The following is a 17,927-nucleotide window of genomic DNA, read 5'->3' as shown; positions in this document are numbered from 1 at the left end:
GTATCAAAATCACAAGAATGGATTACTCAACGCTAACCCAAACCGAGACAGATCCACCATTTACAGGGAACTCAGCCCACCCGTTCGCATCTGTCCAAACGTCCTCAGTTCGGATGCCCAACTTGTCGACATAGCGTGTACTTGGCTTGCCCGTAAACATCCACTTCGAGCCACCTGGTCCATCACTCATGATCACTGCCATTGAATGTGGATGTTCTGCATCGCCCTCGCGAGTCCAGCCAATTACATCCCAATGGTCGAGATAAGAATGTTGTTTGCCATACGCATAGTCTTTACGCAGTGTTACGAGCTCTTCGATGTAAGGCACTTTGACCATATTGATGTCATGCCCTTTATCACTGTACTGCGCGCCGTAGTAATCTGCATAAAACACGGATGGATAACCTTCTTCACGCAATAAGATAAACGCGTAAGCGAGCGGCTTAAACCACCAATCAACCGTCGACTCCAACGCCTGCAAAGGTTGAGTATCATGGTTTTCTACTAAGGTTACCGCTTTGACTGGATTGTCCTTCATCAGCGTACCATCCATGATTTGACGCATATCGTAGCTACCACCCGATTTAGACGCATTGTAGAAGTTCATATGTAACGGTGCGTCGAATAGAGACATGCTGCCAGAAGTTTTGGTGATAAAGTTATGCAGCTGATTCACATCGTAGTTCCAGTACTCTCCGACCGTGAATAGTTCTTTCCCTGTTTTCCAACGTAGGTGATCAATCCATTCTTGAAGATATTGGTATTTGATGTGCTTCACCGCATCCATTCTAAAGCCATCAACACCAGTCATGTTGATGTACCACTCACCCCAATCTTTCAGTTCTTGTTTAACTTCAGGATGATCCATGTCTAAGTCAGCATACATAAGGTAGTCGTAATTCCCCTTTTCAGAACTGACTTCCCAATCCCATGCCTTACCTTCACCTTTGAACTTAAAGATGGCTTTTTCTTTACCTGCATCGTCCCAGTCCACGCCATCAAAATGGTACCAAGTCCAATGGAAGTTAGAGTACTTGTCGTTGCGTCCAGGGAAATCAAACTCCACCCACGCTTCAATCCATTTATCGCCAAGTTCAATGTTGCGGTTGTTCCAATCTACCCGCTTAGTATCAACCCAAGATTTTCCATCCGCACCACCACGGTGGTTAAACACCACGTCACCATAAACCTGGATATTGTTGTTGTGAGCGGCATTGATAGCGCTAAGATACTGATCTTTCGTGCCGTATTTGGTGCGCACTGATCCTTTTTGATCAAACTCTCCCAAGTCGTACATGTCATAAACGCCGTAGCCGACATCATTACTGCCACCCGCTCCTTTGTATGCAGGTGGTAGCCAGAGCGCTGTGAATCCGTTTTCTGCTAGCGTTGGAGCGTTATTTTCCACTTGAGTCCACAGTGTGCCATCGTTAGGCACATACCAATGGAAATACTGCATCATTGTGCCATTCCCAGCAGCCAATGCAGATGAACTTAGCAACAAGGTTAAAGGTAAAATAGTGCGTTTTAATTTAAATGTTTTCATTATTTTTCTCTCACGTTAAGGACTAAAATCCTCCTTTCTGCTCATACACACCAAGCATTGCCAACGGTCACGCTAGCCAAGTTGCTGCCTGTGATACAAAAAGTTCGGATTACAATCGAAGAGAAATTAGCACCAATCACCCTATACAATTATTGAGTTATTTAACATTTATAAAATCAATGACTAGCGCATTGAAAATATTGAATGGTGATCAAAACATGGGAGGAATTTAGAGAAGCGTGAACGAGTATAGATTGATGGATTTAAAACGAAGAAAGCCAGTCATTTAAGACTGGCTTTCGAAATAGTGGAGGCGCCTCCCGGAGTCGAACCGAGGTCCACGGATTTGCAATCCGCTGCATAGCCACTCTGCCAAGGCGCCTTTCTGATTTTTATATCTCTGTTACCAAAGATTTTGATGGTGCCCCGGGCCGGACTTGAACCGGCACAGCGCGAACGCCGAGGGATTTTAAATCCCTTGTGTCTACCAATTCCACCACCAGGGCAACGCAATCATGCGATGGGTTAGACACCATCTGTCTCAGCGACCTTTGCCGTGAGAACGAGGCGTACTTTAACGGATTAATTTATCTGGTCAACAATAAATTTTATCTTTTTGATTTAAGTGCTTAAAAAGCGATCCAGACGGTACAATTGGCATTCAATTAGGCCAAGAAACACTCGTTAGCTTTCATCAACTCTAAGTCACACACATGTTGATGCCCATAACTGCTTAGCTTGTAAACGCCTGACTAACGCGGATCGTAGTCACCACTCTCTTCAGCTCTGTAACAATTGGAGCCCCTACTCTTGGCACTGTTTCACACGCAATATCATATTTTGTTACCGATAACTTTGCATCGAATGTGGTCGTACCTTTATAAAATCATTGACATTTTTTATTTTCAAAAAAAGCTCAATTCATTATCGAAAATATCAATAAATAATGATAGCTTACACTCGTTGCAGTAATTTAATGGACATATATCACATATAAGGACGTGGTTTACTTTGGCGACACACCATAAGAAAAACAAGGTATATCACTAATGTCTATCAAGAATCTTTCTATAGCGAAAAAGATATCGCTATCGTTTTTACTCATTGCCATCGTCAACATTGCGTTTGGCGTATTTTTATCTACAGAGCTCAAAAGCATTAAATCTGAGCTTTTAAACTATACCGATGATACGCTTCCTGCTATGGAAAGAGTAGATTCGATCCGAGATCACTTGTCTCGCTGGCGCCGTGCTCAGTTTGCGACATACACTTATGAAGACGCAGACCAAATCAGAAACAAAATTGCCAGCAACATTCGCGAACGTGAAAAGATCAGCAAAGAGCTCGATTCTTACGGTGAAACGATTTGGCCTGGAGAAGAGCAACAAACTTACCAGCGCCTTATGCGTCAGTGGAAAAAGTACCTGGTCACTATGGATCAGTACAACGAAGCGATGCTAGCCAACGACAAAAGCAAGGCCCACCCTATTTTGGCGAACTCTTTACCTGCTTTCGAAGCGGTTGACTCTGAGCTCGGTGAACTGATCCGTCTACTTAAAAATGCTATGGACAGTAACAAAACTCATATTCTTTCTTCTGTAAATGGATTGAGTAACTCGTCAATTGCAAGCAACGTGATTATTCTGCTTATCATGGTAGGCATGACGTACGTGCTGACACGCCTTATTTGTGGCCCACTAAAACTTGTTGTCGAGCAAGCAAATGCCATCGCAACAGGTGACCTATCAAACGACATCGATCGTAAAGCCATCGGCAATGACGAGCTAGGTGAGCTGGCAGATGCGACCACTAAGATGCAAGATGATTTGCGCCAAGTTATCGACAACGTGATTGCTGCGGTCACACAGTTAAGCAGTGCGGTAGAAGAGATGAATCAAATCTCCGACATTTCTGCATCTGGTATGAAGGATCAACAACTGCAAATTACACACATTGCTACGGCAATGACAGAAATGAAAGCAGCAGTAGCCGATGTTGCACGTAATACTGAAGATTCAGCGAACCAAGCTAACGAAGCAAACCGTCGTACACAACACGGTGTTCGTGAAACGCAAGGCATGGTTGATGCGATTCATGAAGTTTCAAACGTAATTGGTGCTGCGGGCGATACTGTGGCAGAGCTTGAACAGCAATCGAATAAAATTAACGTTATTGTTGATGTTATCCGTGACATTGCCGATCAAACCAACCTACTTGCGCTTAATGCAGCCATTGAAGCTGCGCGTGCTGGTGAGTCTGGTCGCGGTTTTGCCGTGGTTGCGGACGAGGTTCGAACGCTTGCAGGCCGTACGCAAGATTCAACCAGCGAAATTACGTCGATCATTGAACAGCTACAATCGCTTGCAAAAGACGCGAAATCTGCGACAGAACTTTCTAGAACCAGTATCTCAGAATGTGCAGAGCAAGGCATTCAATCAAAACAGCTGATGAGCGACATTGAACACTCGATTTCTGATATCTCAGACATGGGCACCCAAATCGCCACGGCTTGTAACCAGCAAGACTCTGTTGCAGAAGAGCTTAACCGCAGCATTGAAAACATACACTTGGCATCTCAAGAAGTATCACAGGGCTCAGAGCAAACCGCACAGGCTTGTCGTGAGCTAAGCCAGCTGTCAATTTCTCTTAAAGATGTAATGAGCCGCTTTAAACTGAGTTAAACTCAGTGGATACCTTAGTTGATATTGAATCAACCTCGATTTGCGCAAATTGAGTGCAATCACTGAGATATATTTTAGGTATATTGAATCATGATCTTCAAAAACGCTCCAAAGCACTACTTGGAGCGTTTTACTTCGTCAGGTACTTTCCCCAAGTACTCAATAACATAACCAATACAAAAAACGCGTACGGAGACTTTATGCGCTTAAATAAAACCTTACTATCACTGACTATCGCTGCTGCAACCGTTGCTCCTGCGATGCAAGCTACTGCTGCCCCTCTTCAAATTAGCAACACTGTAGTAAAAGCAGAGCAAGTTCAAGGCGCTAACGCTTGGCTGGAAATAAACTTAGGTCAATTCCGCGATAATATTGAGCAGTTCAAGTCGCACATGGATGGCAAAACGAAAATCTGCGCCGTGATGAAAGCCGACGCATACGGTAATGGCATCGCGGGCCTGATGCCGACTATTATCGAACAACAAATCCCTTGCGTTGCCGTTGCAAGTAACGCCGAAGCACAGACCGTTCGCGACAGTGGCTTTAAAGGTCAACTTATGCGTGTACGCTCGGCGGATATTGGCGAGATCGAAGCCGCAATCGACCTAAATATCGAAGAGCTGATTGGTACTGCAGAGCAAGCCAAAGCACTGTCTAAGCTAGCAGAGAAAGCGGATAAAGAAATCAAAGTTCACCTTGCTCTTAACGACGGTGGTATGGGACGAAATGGCGTTGATATGACAACAAAAGCGGGCAAGAAAGAAGCGCTAGAAATCGCTCAACAAGATGGCGTTAATATTGTTGGCATCATGACTCATTTCCCTAACTACAATGCAGACGAAGTTCGTCAAAAGTTATCTTCGTTCAAAGACAGCTCTGCATGGCTGATTAAAGAAGCGGGCCTAAAACGCGAAGATATTTTGCTGCACGTGGCCAACTCTTACACTGCACTTAATGTTTCTGAAGCACAGCTTGATATGGTTCGTCCTGGTGGCGTTTTATACGGTGATCTGCCAACCAACCCTGAGTACCCTTCTATCGTGTCTTTCAAAACACGCGTGGCATCCGTTCACCATCTGCCAAAAAATAGCACTGTCGGTTACGACAGCAGCTACAAAACGAGCAAAGAAAGCCTAATGGCGAACATTCCTGTTGGTTACTCTGATGGCTACCCACGAAAAATGGGCAATACGGCAGAAGTACTGATCAATGGCCAACGAGCAAAAGTGGCGGGTGTTGCTTCAATGAACACCACTATGGTTGATATTACAGGTATCAAAGATGTTGAGCCTGGTTCTGAAGTTGTACTGTTTGGCTCTCAGCAAGGCAAAACGATTTCGGCAGCAGAAATGGAAAAACATGCAGAGGTCATCTTCCCAGAACTATACACGGTTTGGGGTGCTGCGAACCCTCGTGTCTACGTAAAATAAACCCTTTCAGTTGTTCGTAACAGAACGAAAAAGCGAGCCTCGTGCTCGCTTTCCTACTCATATACTAATCTGTAACAATCCGTGCTCTTCTCAATTGAACAGAGCTTGCTATTTGCGTTGCGTTACTTTCCTTGAGCCCTAGCAAATGACAAACCCTCTAAACCCTTCATCTTAAAATCGTTCAGGTATACTTGTTTTTTATATAGCACTTAGTGTTTGAAAGCCCTTTCAATTGATGTTAAACATGAAGTTTACAAAAGAATAACAAACGCATTCATATGGCACTGCCCTTTTTGCCTGCTGGCTAGGTATCTCTATGACAGAAAATACTCAACATCTTCAGCGTTCCTCATCTGAGTTGCACGAATTTACTCGGGTCGACGTGTGGAACGGTTTCACTCAACTTTTACCTCTGTCCATGTTTGTGGTCATATTTGGCCTCGCATTCGGTGTTGCCGCCGTACAAACTGGACTAGATGTATTTCCCACTATGTTGATGAGCACACTGGTCTTCGCCGGTGCTTCACAATTTGCCACGCTAGAAATGTGGGGAGCAGAAGTACCTCTGATTCCAGTGCTTATTACTGTATTTGCTATTAATGCTCGTCACCTCTTGATGGGCGCTACGCTTTATCCATGGTTACGACAACTCCCACCGACAAAACGTTACGGCGTAATGCTGGTAGCATCAGACGCAAACTGGGCAATGGCACTCAATGCATTTGGTAGAAAAGAACCAGGTTTTGGCTTGCTTGTTGGTGGCGGCTTAGCGATGTGGTCGTTTTGGATTGTTGGCACCTGGATCGGCATTTATTTTGGTAACGCAATCAAAGACCCGGTGGGCCTCGGGCTCGATATGGTTATGGGATGCTTCCTGCTGTCTATGGTGGTGGCAGGGCCGAAAGACTTAAGAATCTTTGCGATTTGGGCCACAGCAGCAGCCTCTTCTATGTTGGCGTACTGGTATTTACCAGAGAATAGCCACGTAGTGGTTGGCGCCATTACTGGTGGAGTCTTAGGTGCTTGTTGGAAGGAGAAAAAAGCATGAACATCGAAACGAGCGTAGGTGGCACACTGCTTATCATCATCGCTATGGCGTTAGTCACACTCATAACCCGCTGGGGCGGAGTGTATGTTATGTCATTTATTCCAATTAGCGAACGGGTTCAACGTTTCATCACTGCGATGTCAGGTTCCGTATTAGTTGCCCTTTTAGCCCCACTAGCGGTTGAAGGTGATAACGGTGCTAGAGCAGCACTTTTTTCTACTGCTGTCGTCATGTTCATCGTGAAAAAGCCTCTGCCCGCAATTGCAGCTGGCATCATCGCAGCCGCCGCGGTACGCGCTCTTTAACCGTTGTTTCAACGCCGATACCAGTCATCAATAAAAAGCCCCAAAACACGAAGCCCTGATGTCACGAGTGTCATCAGGGCTTGTCTTATGCTCATTATTTTAACGATGATCAACGATATTAATCACGGTGAGATAGCACATTATGCACAGCAGTTACAATTGCGCTTATATTTGTCCATTTTGCCAATACCAGGGTTAAAGGTGTTGGTTGGATCTAGCTCGTGGTAAAACTTCTGCAGCGAATTTTCAGCTTCGTACAAGTGACCCACATTATGTTCTGCTGGGTATTTAGCACCACGGCTATTGAGGTGTTCTAACATCAGCTTTTTCATCAACTTCGTGTCGGTCCCTTTTTTGAAAATGTAATCTTGATGGAATACATAACACATAAAGTGGCCATAATAGAGCGCTTGAACAAGGTTCTTACTCACCTCTTCTGGTAAAGTTTCTAACCACTCTTCATCATTACGTCGCAAAGCGATATCAAGTGCAACGATGTCTTCTACGTCTTTTCGGTGAATCGTCTCGTAACGAATTGCTGCACCTGCTGCTGCAAAGCGATGTAAATAAGCTTTTTTACCCTCTTCCGGCGTACACTCGAAGAAATCACAGTCGTCTTCAACAGCCCAAACTTCTTTGAGGTATTTTTGCGCTTCAGCAATACCACCATCACTCATTTTCAATATCAGGTGATGCTCATACTTGTCACGGAAATCCAGCATTCGTTCTGGTAAATGTTGTGGGAACAACTTACTCGCGTAGTACAAAATGGTATCCGGCAGGTATTTACTAACAAACGGGACGCGCTCTAAGAAATTTTCTACTTTAGCTTTAAGTGCAAACATTTTTGGCAGCTTATCTGTGCCTAATAAGTCGATGGATAAGAAGACATCTTTGCCGTACTTCTCTGCCATGTTGAAGATATCTCGATGCAAGTATTCTCCCATCTCAGGCAAGTTCTCAAACGTAGATAAGAAATCTTTTCGCAGCTTCGTCAGTTTCGCAGGGTCATTGGTGCCAAGGTAAAAAACCTGCTCTTTTTCAGGTACTGGGTAGCTGTCAACTCGAACGGCAAAAACACCCAACTTACCAGCACAGCCACTGGCTTCAAATAATCGACGTTCATCGGCATTAAAACGAGAAGGAATATCAGAAGTCACGTCTCGAACACGTTCATCGTATTCTTTGTCTGATGCCATTCGCTCGTCATGAATGATCTTCGCCGGGTCAAAGTTTCCTTCTTGCAGGTTTGTCAGAATTTCTTCTGGCGTTTCACCTAAACCTTCAATACCAAGGTGATTAACCAGGTGTAACTGGCCTTGCTTATCGACCTGCGCATAGATCGCCAGTTCCGTGTAAGCAGGACCACGCTTGACTAACGCACCGCCTGAGTTATTGGCGATACCACCAACCACAGTGGCACCTAATGATGAAGAACCGATGATAGAGTGCGGCGCTCGGTTCACCGCCTTCAATTCTTTTTCCAATGAGTGCAAACTTGCACCTGGCAAGCATACCGCCTGCTTACCGCCATCTAATAAGTGAATCTTCTTGATTTTGGTAATATTGATCACGACCACATCACGGTCATAATCATTACCACTTGGAGCTGAGCCTTCTGTTAAACCTGTTTTGGCAGCCTGCATAATAATAATGCAGTTTGCTTCAACGCACTGTTTAATTATCTTCCATTGTTCTACAAGAGTATTAGGAAACACGATAGCAAGCGCAGTGCCACTACCTGAGCGAAAACCTGAGCGGTAGTATTTTGTTTTAACCTCGTCGGTTAGGACATTTTCTTCCCCAACGATAGTTTTAAATTCGTCAATCAGCTGCTTTTGTTTCATATCCGTATCTCTCGTTATTGTACTTCGCTCACATCACCATTTAGTGACGGTAATGGGCGTTTGAGCCACTATAAGCAGTCCATTTATCGGCGTCTATGTCAGGCAGGCGAGCAATACTTAACCAACAGACAACAAACAAAATAATTCTTTTATTTTTCTGTCACTTATCTTTCACATTCGGAAAATTTAACGCAAGAAACAGACCGTTTCTTAAAAGAAACAATAGCAAAACCATTTGTTAACAGTTGTGCGCAGCATCTTGTTATCAATATTAGTAATAAAACAAGGAGAAAGCTTAAGCTTCTAAATTGATAAGAATTATTAGAAATGAAGATGGAAACAATAACTCAACACTAACATAACGATTGGTGTTGAGTTATTGTCTTAAAATCGATGATTTTGACTTTGAAAGCTCGTGTATAGATGATCAATGAAGATCTTAATTTTTTCTGGCTGTTGACGAGTGTAAGGATACACTGCATAAATACCCAAACATTTGGCGGTTTCATCTTTGAACAATTGAATCAGGCGGCCTTGCTTTAAGTCTTCATAAACCAAGACACGCGGTACATAGATGATTCCCTGCCCTAACAACGCCACATTTCTCAATACAGAAGAATTGTTGGTACAGAGGTTACCGTCGACGGTGATTTGATATACCTCGTCTCCATCTTTAAACGCCCACTCATGCGCTCCGGTTTCTTGGTAAGAATAGACTAAACAATTGTGTTTATCCAAGGCTTGAGGTTGTTTAGGTATGCCATGTTTAGCAAGGTATTGAGGTGACGCACAAACAATCCAATTGGCATCCACCAGCTTTCTTGCGATCAGGCTAGAATCTGGCAACACTCCCGTTCGAATGGCCAAATCAAAGCGTTCATTCACAATATCGACAAAACGATTATCAAGATCCATGTCGATATTGATGTCAGGGTATTTCTGATTAAACTCATTGATCACTTGAGGAAGAATTAACTCACCAGAGATAGTGGGTACAGAAACTTTAATGTTTCCAGATAAATTCTTACCCAACCCCACAATGGATTCTTCTGCCGTTGCCACCGCTTGATAAACGGCTTTTGCATGAGTAAAGAACGCTCGCCCTGCCTCCGTCAACGTTAACGTTCGCGTTGTTCGGTAAAGAAGCTGTACACCAAGCTCTTGCTCAAGCTTGGCGATGCGTTTACTGACAACCGATTTGGTCAATGACATGTGTCTTGCAGCAGCACTGAATGAGCCTTGCTCGATCAGGTGATAGAAAATGATGTAATCGTCGGTATTTCTCATGCGTCTTCGTCAAATCCTTTGTAGACCGATATTGTAAACGGATATTGGTCAATCTACGAAATATCGGATCACACTTAACAGCATAACTCGCGAAAGAAACAAGGGTTATACCAACAGTTCAAGAAATTGAGATGGCGTAAATTTATCAATATTCAGATACAAAAAAACCAGCTTTCGCTGGTTTTAAGTTGATGCGCTTGGCATCGAGATATCGCAATTGCCATATCTGAATAATTTGGAGCGACACACGAGGTTCGAACTCGTGACCTCAACCTTGGCAAGGTTGCGCTCTACCAACTGAGCTAGTGTCGCATTGATTCTCGAAAGCCATTCACTCTCAAAGAATAATGGAGGCGCCTCCCGGAGTCGAACCGAGGTCCACGGATTTGCAATCCGCTGCATAGCCACTCTGCCAAGGCGCCTTTTTTACTTCGCTTCAGGGCTCTTCCCCGTTGCGTTGGTGGCTACTTTACGGATTGAGAGAAGATAGTCAAACAAAAATCTTTCATTTTCTGTTTGTTTGATTTCTTTTAAGCCAATTAGACCAAAGTTCGATCTTATCGGCTTAAAACGAAGCAATATAAATCTAGCTTTCTGTACGTTTTACTCAATAGAATTTCAATGCCACTTAGTAATTACCGACCCGTTTAAGCAACCTGCCCACAACATTAGGATGATAAGACCACGTGTGATCAAACATCGACATCAATGCTGGGTTTCCGTATTTAGATAGGCTGATCGCGTGAAAACGGTTTTTCTTCGCTTTAAGCGCATCCACTTTGGCAAGCAACTCGTCTTGTTGTTTTGGCGCGATAAAGTCGGAAATGACCACCATATCGGCATTTTTGTACTTATCACCGCTCATCAAGTCGATAGATTTGATCAAAGTTGGCTCTAAGTCTGTACCACCATGGAAGCTATAAGTTAAAAAGTCCGCCGCCTCGCGCAGACCATCTTGTTTGGTTAGCTCATACGTAATGTGTTCCGTCGAAAAAATAATGACATAGCAATCACGTTGCTCCGCTAATGCAATTTGCATCAGCGCATAAGCCATGGCTTTGGCGCATTGCTCAGGAAACCCGCTCATTGAGCCGGACGCGTCCACACACACAATAAACGGTCCTTTTTCGATATCTACCGCTTTGTTGTCAGGTCGGTGAGCTTTAACTTTACGTAACGTGCGCGATTTGCCCTGTGTACGGTAGTTCATAAGTCGTTTATCGACTAAGTGTTTATAGAACACGACCTCAAGTTCAGGATACGCCAAAAACATCGTTTCGTTGGGAAGTAGCTTATTTAAATCATCGCTTTCGTGAATGCCGACAATATCATCTGTCGCTTCATCACTCTTCTCTTCGATCATTTGTAGCTCTTCAGTAGGCGCGCGGTTAAGTTCGGGATCATTCACTTGCCCCGCCATACGGCCAAGTTGCTCGGCTATTTCTTGCAAGCCTTGGTGCTTCTTCAGAAACTCCGCATGGCGTTTCATCACTGTTAAGTCAGTTTTGCTCAACTTGGCAGATGCCATATCCCATAAGCGCCCTACACTTTCAGCATCACCCGACTCCGTGACCTTATCCATATTACGCATGGTCTCCATACGCTGATACAGGTCATTCAGCACTTTCTCTTTATTAGCCTCAAGCTCGCTTACTTGTGCTTGCTTAATCGCATCGGCTAGGCTTTGGTACCATTGATCACAGAAGTAATGTGGGAACATGGGATTATTCATCCCCTTGTTCTTCTCCATCATTCGGCGAGCCTGCATATAAAAAGCGGAGTGCCACTCAAGCTTTTTAATCACATCTTCGATGTTTTCGAAAAACGCCTCTTCATCCCAGTGAATGACCTCTTGATATAAAGACAGCTCTTGTTGGAAACGCTCTGTCTCACATACCTTGGTAATCCGTTTTTTAACACTGCCTCGCCACTTTAATAAGTGGCCTTTGACCGAAGATTTAACGCCTCGGTTTTCTGCCATCATCATGACTTGTGAACGCGCCATTAAATCATTAACTGCGCTATCGATGATGCCAGAGTCGGCTACCATCAGCGCGAGGTTAAGTCCGTCTGCACCTAGCATGTCGTCTCCTTATGAGAAAAACTGATGTAAGTTTTTAAAGCGTTGGATAACTTTCTCGCTTTCAGCTTGGATAGACTCAAGTCTCTGACTGACCTGCTGCAGACTCGACTCCATTAGGCGTGGTAATTCAGGATCAACAAAGCTATGCGGAAGCGCATCATGAAAATTCGCTTTTACCTTGCGCATATGGTGCTCTGCTTCACTGAGTTGATTTACGGCTTTTTCACTCTGCGTTAACCACTTTTGGTAAAGCTCTACATCCAAGCCCTCTTGAGTCACTAAGCTCACCAGAATGCCTCGGTTTGCGATATCACGGATAACTAGGTTATTTGCGGCATCAACATCAAATCGTAAACGGCACATGTTGGTGTTTTGATTGACGTAGCCATACACATCACCGTGTCCCTCTTTGATGACTCGGTCTAGTTCATCTTTTGGCACGTAAACCCAGCGGCTATCGCCTTTCTCTGACTCTGAAACCGACATGTTGCTTTGCAAAATAACCAGTTTAACTAAGTTAACGGCTGCGCCAACTTTGTAGGTCTTAGCTTTAGAGGTATCAAAACGCATGGTTTCTTTGCGCAGAATACCCGTTGCCGCTTCAGACGTTAACGTCATGCGGTAGGCATCTTCAAGCTCATGCTGAACATCGACCAAAGACTCGCGACAGTATTCAATTTCCTGTTCGGCGTCTTGTTGGTCAAATGCATGTTTTAGGGCGAACTCTTGGACCACTTCGCGTACCACGTCTCGCGATTCAGGGCTGTTCCATAAACAATCTTGCAGCAGCAGAAGGTCAAGTGGGTTGATTTCATCGCGTCCATTAAAAAACGCGCTCGCTTTTAGCAATTTCACGGCTTTCTTCCAGCGGCGGTCAGAGACATACATGTCGGTATTGGCGACATCGCCAAACTGAGCTTCGACCTTGCTTTCTAACATCGTTTTAAGCTGGAAAAGCTTCTCGAATGCATTATCGGTTAACGTCAGCTTGTCGAGCTGCTGTTGCCATTGATGATACTCTTCATCTGTTATTGCTAGCCCTTCTGGCACTTGTGCCTCTTGTGACGTGCCTACCGTCAACATCGACTTAAAGTTTTGTTTATTCTGAATTCGATTCACAAACACGCGCACCAACATGCGGTCGTAAAGTGCATCCAAACCACTGTCTTCATCTGGCAGTTCATTGGACGCCGATACCAACAAACGCATTGGCACACGCTCAATATCGCTGCCATTTTTGAACGTTTTCTCATTGACCACTGTCAGCAATGTATTCAGAATGGCGGGGCCCGCCTTCCAGATTTCATCTAAAAATACGACTTGTGCGGTTGGCAAATACCCTTTAGTTAAGCGAACATAACGACCGTTATCTTTGAGTTCTTGAATACTCAGTGGCCCAAAAACTTCTTCAGGTGTTGAGAATCGCGTCATCAGGTATTCAAAGTAACTGCTATTATCGAACGCTTGGATAAGTCGCTTGGCAATTAAGCTTTTTGCAATGCCAGGTGGGCCTAAAAGAAAAACACTTTCACCAGCAAGTGCCGCAAGGAGGCAGAGCTTGATGGTATGTTCGCGTTCATAAACGCCATCCGTTAACGCTTTAGCCAACTTGTTGATGCGTTCTGAGAGAAGCGCTTTTTCGGCATTTGAGGCAAATAAGGTTTGTGTCATACGTTCTCCGGCTGCTGAACTGGTATTGCGTTAACATTTTTATACACTTGTTATAACTTTGTTACAAATGTATTTTGTTGAATTCCCCTTATAGCAGATGCTTACCCCCTTCTTTAGCCAGCAATCAAAGTTTCCATTTATGAGATACAGCTCACTGAAAGTGCAAACGCTTTCGTTGTGTTGCAACATTTTTTGCTTTTGTTTCCCACCATTTGTGGTTAATGTCGAAAAACGTCAAAATGCGGTAACAGCTAGGGTTAATAACTGCATGAGCAAAATAATTCATAAATGGAAGCAAATTTCTCTGATTGAAGAAGAGGTTATGCTTCCTACAGGACAGGCAATTACGCACACCACAATCCATCATCCGGGCGCTGCGGTGATTCTCCCTATTACAACGGAAGGAGAGATAGTCCTTGTCCATCAATTTCGCCCTTCACTTAATAAATGGCTTTTGGAGCTTCCTGCTGGTACAAGAGAAGGCAATGAAAACCCTCTCTGTTGCGCGAAAAGAGAGCTAGAGGAAGAAACGGGCTATAGTGCAGAAAAATTTACCTCTCTCGGCCAAGTCACTCCCCTTGCCGGATTTTGTGATGAGATACAGTACCTATTTGTTGCAGAGAAGCTCAGCCAAACCAACCGTTACGAATGTGATGAAGATGAAGTGATTGAGGTTGTTACCTTGTCACTCCAACAACTCGAAGACAAGATTATTGATGGCACAATTACCGATGCCAAAACGATCGCTTGTTTAAGCAAAGCGCGCCTTTGCGGATATATTTAGGACTTTGACCAAGGAGACATTCATGGATTTTCGATCAGATACCGTTACACAGCCTACCCAAGCCATGCGAGAGGCCATGTTTAAGGCCCCCGTTGGGGATGATGTTTATGGTGATGACCCTACGGTCAATGAGCTTGAGGAGTTTGCCGCAGAGCTTGCAGGATTCGAAGCGGCTTTGTTTACCACTTCAGGCACGCAAGCCAATCTGCTCGGCCTAATGGCGCATTGTGAACGCGGAGATGAATATCTATGTGGGCAGCAAGCACATAACTACAAGTACGAAGCTGGCGGCGCAGCAGTACTTGGGTCAATTCAACCTCAACCAGTCGAAAATAACCCAGATGGCACACTCCCATTTGATAAACTGGCAGCGGCGATTAAGCCAGATGATTGTCACTTTGCTCGTACCAAGCTGCTCAGCTTAGAAAATACGATTAATGGTAAAGTATTACCTCTGTCTTATTTAGCAGAAGCACGTGACTTCGTGAATAAACATAACTTGCAGATGCATCTAGATGGCGCTCGCGTTTTTAATGCAGCCGCTGCGCTTGATGTTCCGGTAAAAGAAATCGGTCAGTATTTTGATTCAATGACGATTTGTCTGTCGAAAGGTTTGACTGCCCCTGTTGGTTCGTTACTGCTTGGTAGCAAAGAGTACATCGCAAAAGCACGTCGCTTAAGAAAGATGGTCGGCGGTGGTATGCGTCAAGCGGGTATTCTTGCCGCAGCAGGCAAACTCGCCCTTACCGAACAAGTGGAACAGCTAAAACAAGATCATATCAACGCAAAAACCTTAGCGGAAGGTTTAGCTGAACTGCCTGGTTTTTCAGTCAACCCTGAATTTGTTCAAACGAATATCGTATTCGCGAAGCTTGATCCTCAAGTGGACATAGTAAATATCGCTGCGAAACTAAAGGAACAAAATATCACGATAACACCTGGAAACCCCATTCGTTTCGTGACTCATAAAGACATTTCAGCGCAAGATATCGACAATTTCTTATCAAGCATTAAATCTCTGCTTTAGTTTGATTTTGATCATTGAGCTTCCCCTAAGGGGAAGCTTTATTGTATCGATATGACTTTTTAGCGAATAGACAATCTTCATGTTCAGATTTGTACTTCTAACCTCTCTTATTTTCTCTTCCGCTAGCCATGCCGCGCCTTTTGGTGATGCTGATAAAGGTAAAATCAAATCCCCTAGCTGCGTCTATTGTCATGGTGCAACAGGCGTCGCAGGTAATGATGCCTATCCAAATCTTGCAGGTCAAAATGCCCAGTATCTATACGATGCGATGAAGTCTTACCAAGCAGGCGAACGTAAAGGGCCGCTTGCCGAAATGATGGGCGCACAATTAAGAATGTTAAATGATGAGGATCTTCGTGATGTCGCTGCATTTTATGCAGAACAGACGCAAGACAAATGATTTATTTATCTCGGCTCACAACAAGAGCTTGTGAGCCCTCGACCCGAGCCAAAACATTTAACCAAACTTTGCTTGTAAAATAATCACAATGACTTCACTTCAAATATTTGATGAATTTATAGTTCAATATTTCCATTAATATTGACTTTTTATTCTGGTTTATTGATATTTCATGCTTCATTGAATTTAACGTGAAGTAAGTTATGTCTCACACACATGCGCAACCAACGGACTCGGTTGCTACACCCAAATCATGGCAGATGCCAGATACCCTCATTTTGATCTTCATTGTTGGTATTCTCGCTGCGATTCTTACCTACTTAATTCCTGCTGGCCATTTTGACAGTCAGCAAGTGACTTATATGGTCGATGGTGCAGAAAAAACTCGCACGGTTATCGATCCATCTTCTTTCTCTTATGCAACCGACGAAAACGGTGAATTGGTTTACAACAAGGTTGGCCTGTTTGCTTCTGGTGGTGGCATTGGTCTCATGAACTTCCCTTTCGAAGGGCTAGTTTCAGGCTCTAAATGGGGCAGCGCGATCGGCGTGATTATGTTCATGTTGGTTATCGGTGGTGCTTTCGGCGTTGTAATGCGAACAGGCACCATCGACAACGGTATCTTGCGCCTTATCGATAAGACCAAAGGTAACGAAGCGCTATTCATTCCAGTGCTATTTTTGCTGTTCTCTCTGGGCGGTGCGGTATTTGGTATGGGTGAAGAAGCCGTAGCATTTGCGATTATTATCGCTCCGCTTATGGTTCGCCTTGGTTATGATGGTATCACTACGGTAATGGTGACCTATGTTGCGACTCAAATTGGCTTCGCTACTTCTTGGATGAACCCTTTCTCCGTCGCTATTGCACAAGGCATTGCGGGTGTACCTGTTTTATCCGGCATGACTGTGCGCATGGGGTTATGGGTTGGCTTTACGTTAATCGGTATCGCTTTCACAATGCTCTACGCCGCTCGAGTGAAGTCAAACCCAGAACTTTCTTACAGTCACCGCACAGACAAATACTTCCGTCAGCAAGAGCTTGGCAATCAAGATTCTCGTTGGAATATCGGCGATACACTCGTCATTCTTACGGTCATCGCGACCACAGTATGGGTTGTTTGGGGCGTAGTCGCTAACGCATGGTACATCCCAGAAATCGCTTCTCAATTTTTCACTATGGGCTTTGTTATCGCGATCATCGGTACGATTTTTCGCTTAAACGGTATGACGCTCAACTGCGCAGCCGATGCGTTTAAAGAGGGGGCGGCTATTATGCTTGCTCCTGCTCTATTGGTTGGTTGTGCGAAAGGTGTGTTACTTATCCTAGGTGGCGGTACGACCGATGAAGCGAGTGTACTGAATTCTATTCTGAACAGTGCTGGCGGCGTGATCAGTGGGCTTCCTGACGTAGCTGCGGCATGGTTAATGTATGTATTCCAATCTATCTTCAACTTCTTCGTTACTTCCGGATCTGGACAAGCGGCACTGACGATGCCTTTATTAGCGCCATTGGCGGATATTGCAGGTGTCACACGCCAAGTTGCCGTTTTGTCATTCCAACTTGGAGATGGTTTTACCAACGTTATCGTCCCTACTTCAGCATCCTTGATGGCAACACTTGGTGTCTGCCGCATCGACTGGGGTGACTGGGCAAAATTCTGCTGGCGATTTATCCTATTACTCTTTACCCTGTCGAGTGTCGTCGTTATCGCAGCTCACATAATGGGGTTTGCGTAAAACGAAATCAATTGGCACAAGGCGAGACACGTTCTCGCCTTATTAATACTCTTCGTATGGCGACGTTAAGGTTTTAGATTGG

13 protein-coding genes and 4 tRNA genes are annotated in these 17,927 nt (G+C 44.4%); 8 read left to right on the top strand and 9 right to left on the bottom strand.

Translation table 11 applies throughout. The features are described 5' to 3' along the window. Positions 1-22 precede the first annotated feature (22 nt). The 3 genes from amyS to VEA_RS15320 form a co-directional block, all read right to left on the bottom strand. Positions 23-1,546 carry an alpha-amylase gene (gene amyS, locus VEA_RS15330; protein WP_012842213.1) on the bottom strand — a complete coding sequence of 508 codons (1,524 nt, stop codon included), beginning with the start codon at positions 1,544-1,546 and terminating at the stop codon, positions 23-25. A 308-nt stretch (positions 1,547-1,854) separates the two neighbouring features. Next, positions 1,855-1,928: transfer RNA gene (locus tag VEA_RS15325), tRNA-Cys, on the bottom strand. A 37-nt stretch (positions 1,929-1,965) separates the two neighbouring features. Next, positions 1,966-2,052, bottom strand: a tRNA-Leu gene (locus VEA_RS15320). 543 nt (positions 2,053-2,595) lie between these two features. Between VEA_RS15320 and VEA_RS15315 the strand changes: the two genes are divergently transcribed. The 4 genes from VEA_RS15315 (at position 2,596) to VEA_RS15300 (ending at position 7,010) form a co-directional block, all read left to right on the top strand. Continuing rightward, positions 2,596-4,227 carry a methyl-accepting chemotaxis protein gene (locus VEA_RS15315; protein ID WP_012842212.1) on the top strand — a complete coding sequence of 544 codons (1,632 nt, stop codon included), beginning with the start codon at positions 2,596-2,598 and terminating at the stop codon, positions 4,225-4,227. 200 nt (positions 4,228-4,427) lie between these two features. Continuing rightward, entirely contained in the window at positions 4,428-5,657 is a 1,230-nt protein-coding gene (gene alr, locus VEA_RS15310; RefSeq protein ID WP_012842211.1) for an alanine racemase, read from the top strand. Positions 5,658-5,973: 316 nt separating this feature from the next. Further along, a complete protein-coding gene (locus VEA_RS15305; RefSeq protein WP_012842210.1) occupies positions 5,974-6,705 on the top strand; it encodes an AzlC family ABC transporter permease in 732 nt (243 codons plus the stop codon). Continuing rightward, positions 6,702-7,010: an AzlD family protein gene (locus tag VEA_RS15300; protein ID WP_012842209.1), complete on the top strand. Its 309-nt coding sequence runs from the start codon at positions 6,702-6,704 to the stop codon at positions 7,008-7,010. The genes VEA_RS15305 and VEA_RS15300 overlap by 4 nt, the downstream gene beginning before the upstream one ends. A 140-nt stretch (positions 7,011-7,150) precedes the next feature. On the opposite strand, the gene dld is transcribed toward VEA_RS15300, so the two are convergent. The 6 genes from dld to VEA_RS15270 all read right to left on the bottom strand — a co-directional run bounded on the left by dld (position 7,151) and on the right by VEA_RS15270 (position 13,898). Beyond that, positions 7,151-8,857 (bottom strand): D-lactate dehydrogenase, encoded by a 1,707-nt coding sequence (gene dld / locus VEA_RS15295; protein WP_012842208.1) that lies wholly within the window; start codon positions 8,855-8,857, stop codon positions 7,151-7,153. Positions 8,858-9,241: 384 nt separating this feature from the next. Then, positions 9,242-10,144 (bottom strand): LysR family transcriptional regulator, encoded by a 903-nt coding sequence (locus VEA_RS15290; RefSeq protein ID WP_005396410.1) that lies wholly within the window; start codon positions 10,142-10,144, stop codon positions 9,242-9,244. A gap of 236 nt (positions 10,145-10,380) precedes the next feature. Further along, positions 10,381-10,456 (bottom strand) — tRNA-Gly (locus VEA_RS15285). A gap of 36 nt (positions 10,457-10,492) precedes the next feature. Then, positions 10,493-10,566 (bottom strand) — tRNA-Cys (locus tag VEA_RS15280). 206 nt (positions 10,567-10,772) lie between these two features. Next, positions 10,773-12,227: an ATPase RavA stimulator ViaA gene (viaA, locus tag VEA_RS15275; RefSeq protein ID WP_012842207.1), complete on the bottom strand. Its 1,455-nt coding sequence runs from the start codon at positions 12,225-12,227 to the stop codon at positions 10,773-10,775. Between the two features lie 9 nt (positions 12,228-12,236). Further along, positions 12,237-13,898 (bottom strand): ATPase RavA domain-containing protein, encoded by a 1,662-nt coding sequence (locus VEA_RS15270; RefSeq protein WP_005396405.1) that lies wholly within the window; start codon positions 13,896-13,898, stop codon positions 12,237-12,239. A 268-nt stretch (positions 13,899-14,166) separates the two neighbouring features. Here VEA_RS15270 and VEA_RS15265 point away from each other — a divergent pair, with 268 nt between their 5' ends. The 4 genes from VEA_RS15265 to yfcC all read left to right on the top strand — a co-directional run bounded on the left by VEA_RS15265 (position 14,167) and on the right by yfcC (position 17,845). After that, positions 14,167-14,682, top strand: a complete 516-nt coding sequence (locus VEA_RS15265) for an NUDIX hydrolase (RefSeq protein ID WP_041853061.1) — start codon at positions 14,167-14,169, stop codon at positions 14,680-14,682. A 22-nt stretch (positions 14,683-14,704) separates the two neighbouring features. After that, the gene (ltaE, locus tag VEA_RS15260) at positions 14,705-15,709 is read left to right on the top strand and encodes a low-specificity L-threonine aldolase (RefSeq protein WP_012842205.1); all 1,005 of its coding nucleotides are present in this window, start codon (positions 14,705-14,707) and stop codon (positions 15,707-15,709) included. A gap of 79 nt (positions 15,710-15,788) precedes the next feature. Next, the gene (locus VEA_RS15255; RefSeq protein WP_005396401.1) at positions 15,789-16,109 is read left to right on the top strand and encodes a c-type cytochrome; all 321 of its coding nucleotides are present in this window, start codon (positions 15,789-15,791) and stop codon (positions 16,107-16,109) included. A gap of 203 nt (positions 16,110-16,312) precedes the next feature. Then, positions 16,313-17,845: a putative basic amino acid antiporter YfcC gene (yfcC, locus tag VEA_RS15250; protein ID WP_081441243.1), complete on the top strand. Its 1,533-nt coding sequence runs from the start codon at positions 16,313-16,315 to the stop codon at positions 17,843-17,845. Positions 17,846-17,927 lie beyond the last annotated feature (82 nt).

This window comes from Vibrio antiquarius, assembly GCF_000024825.1.
Lineage (GTDB): Bacteria > Pseudomonadota > Gammaproteobacteria > Enterobacterales > Vibrionaceae > Vibrio > Vibrio diabolicus.
Note: the sequence above shows the minus strand (reverse complement) of the source record. Positions and strands in the feature narration are given on the sequence as shown.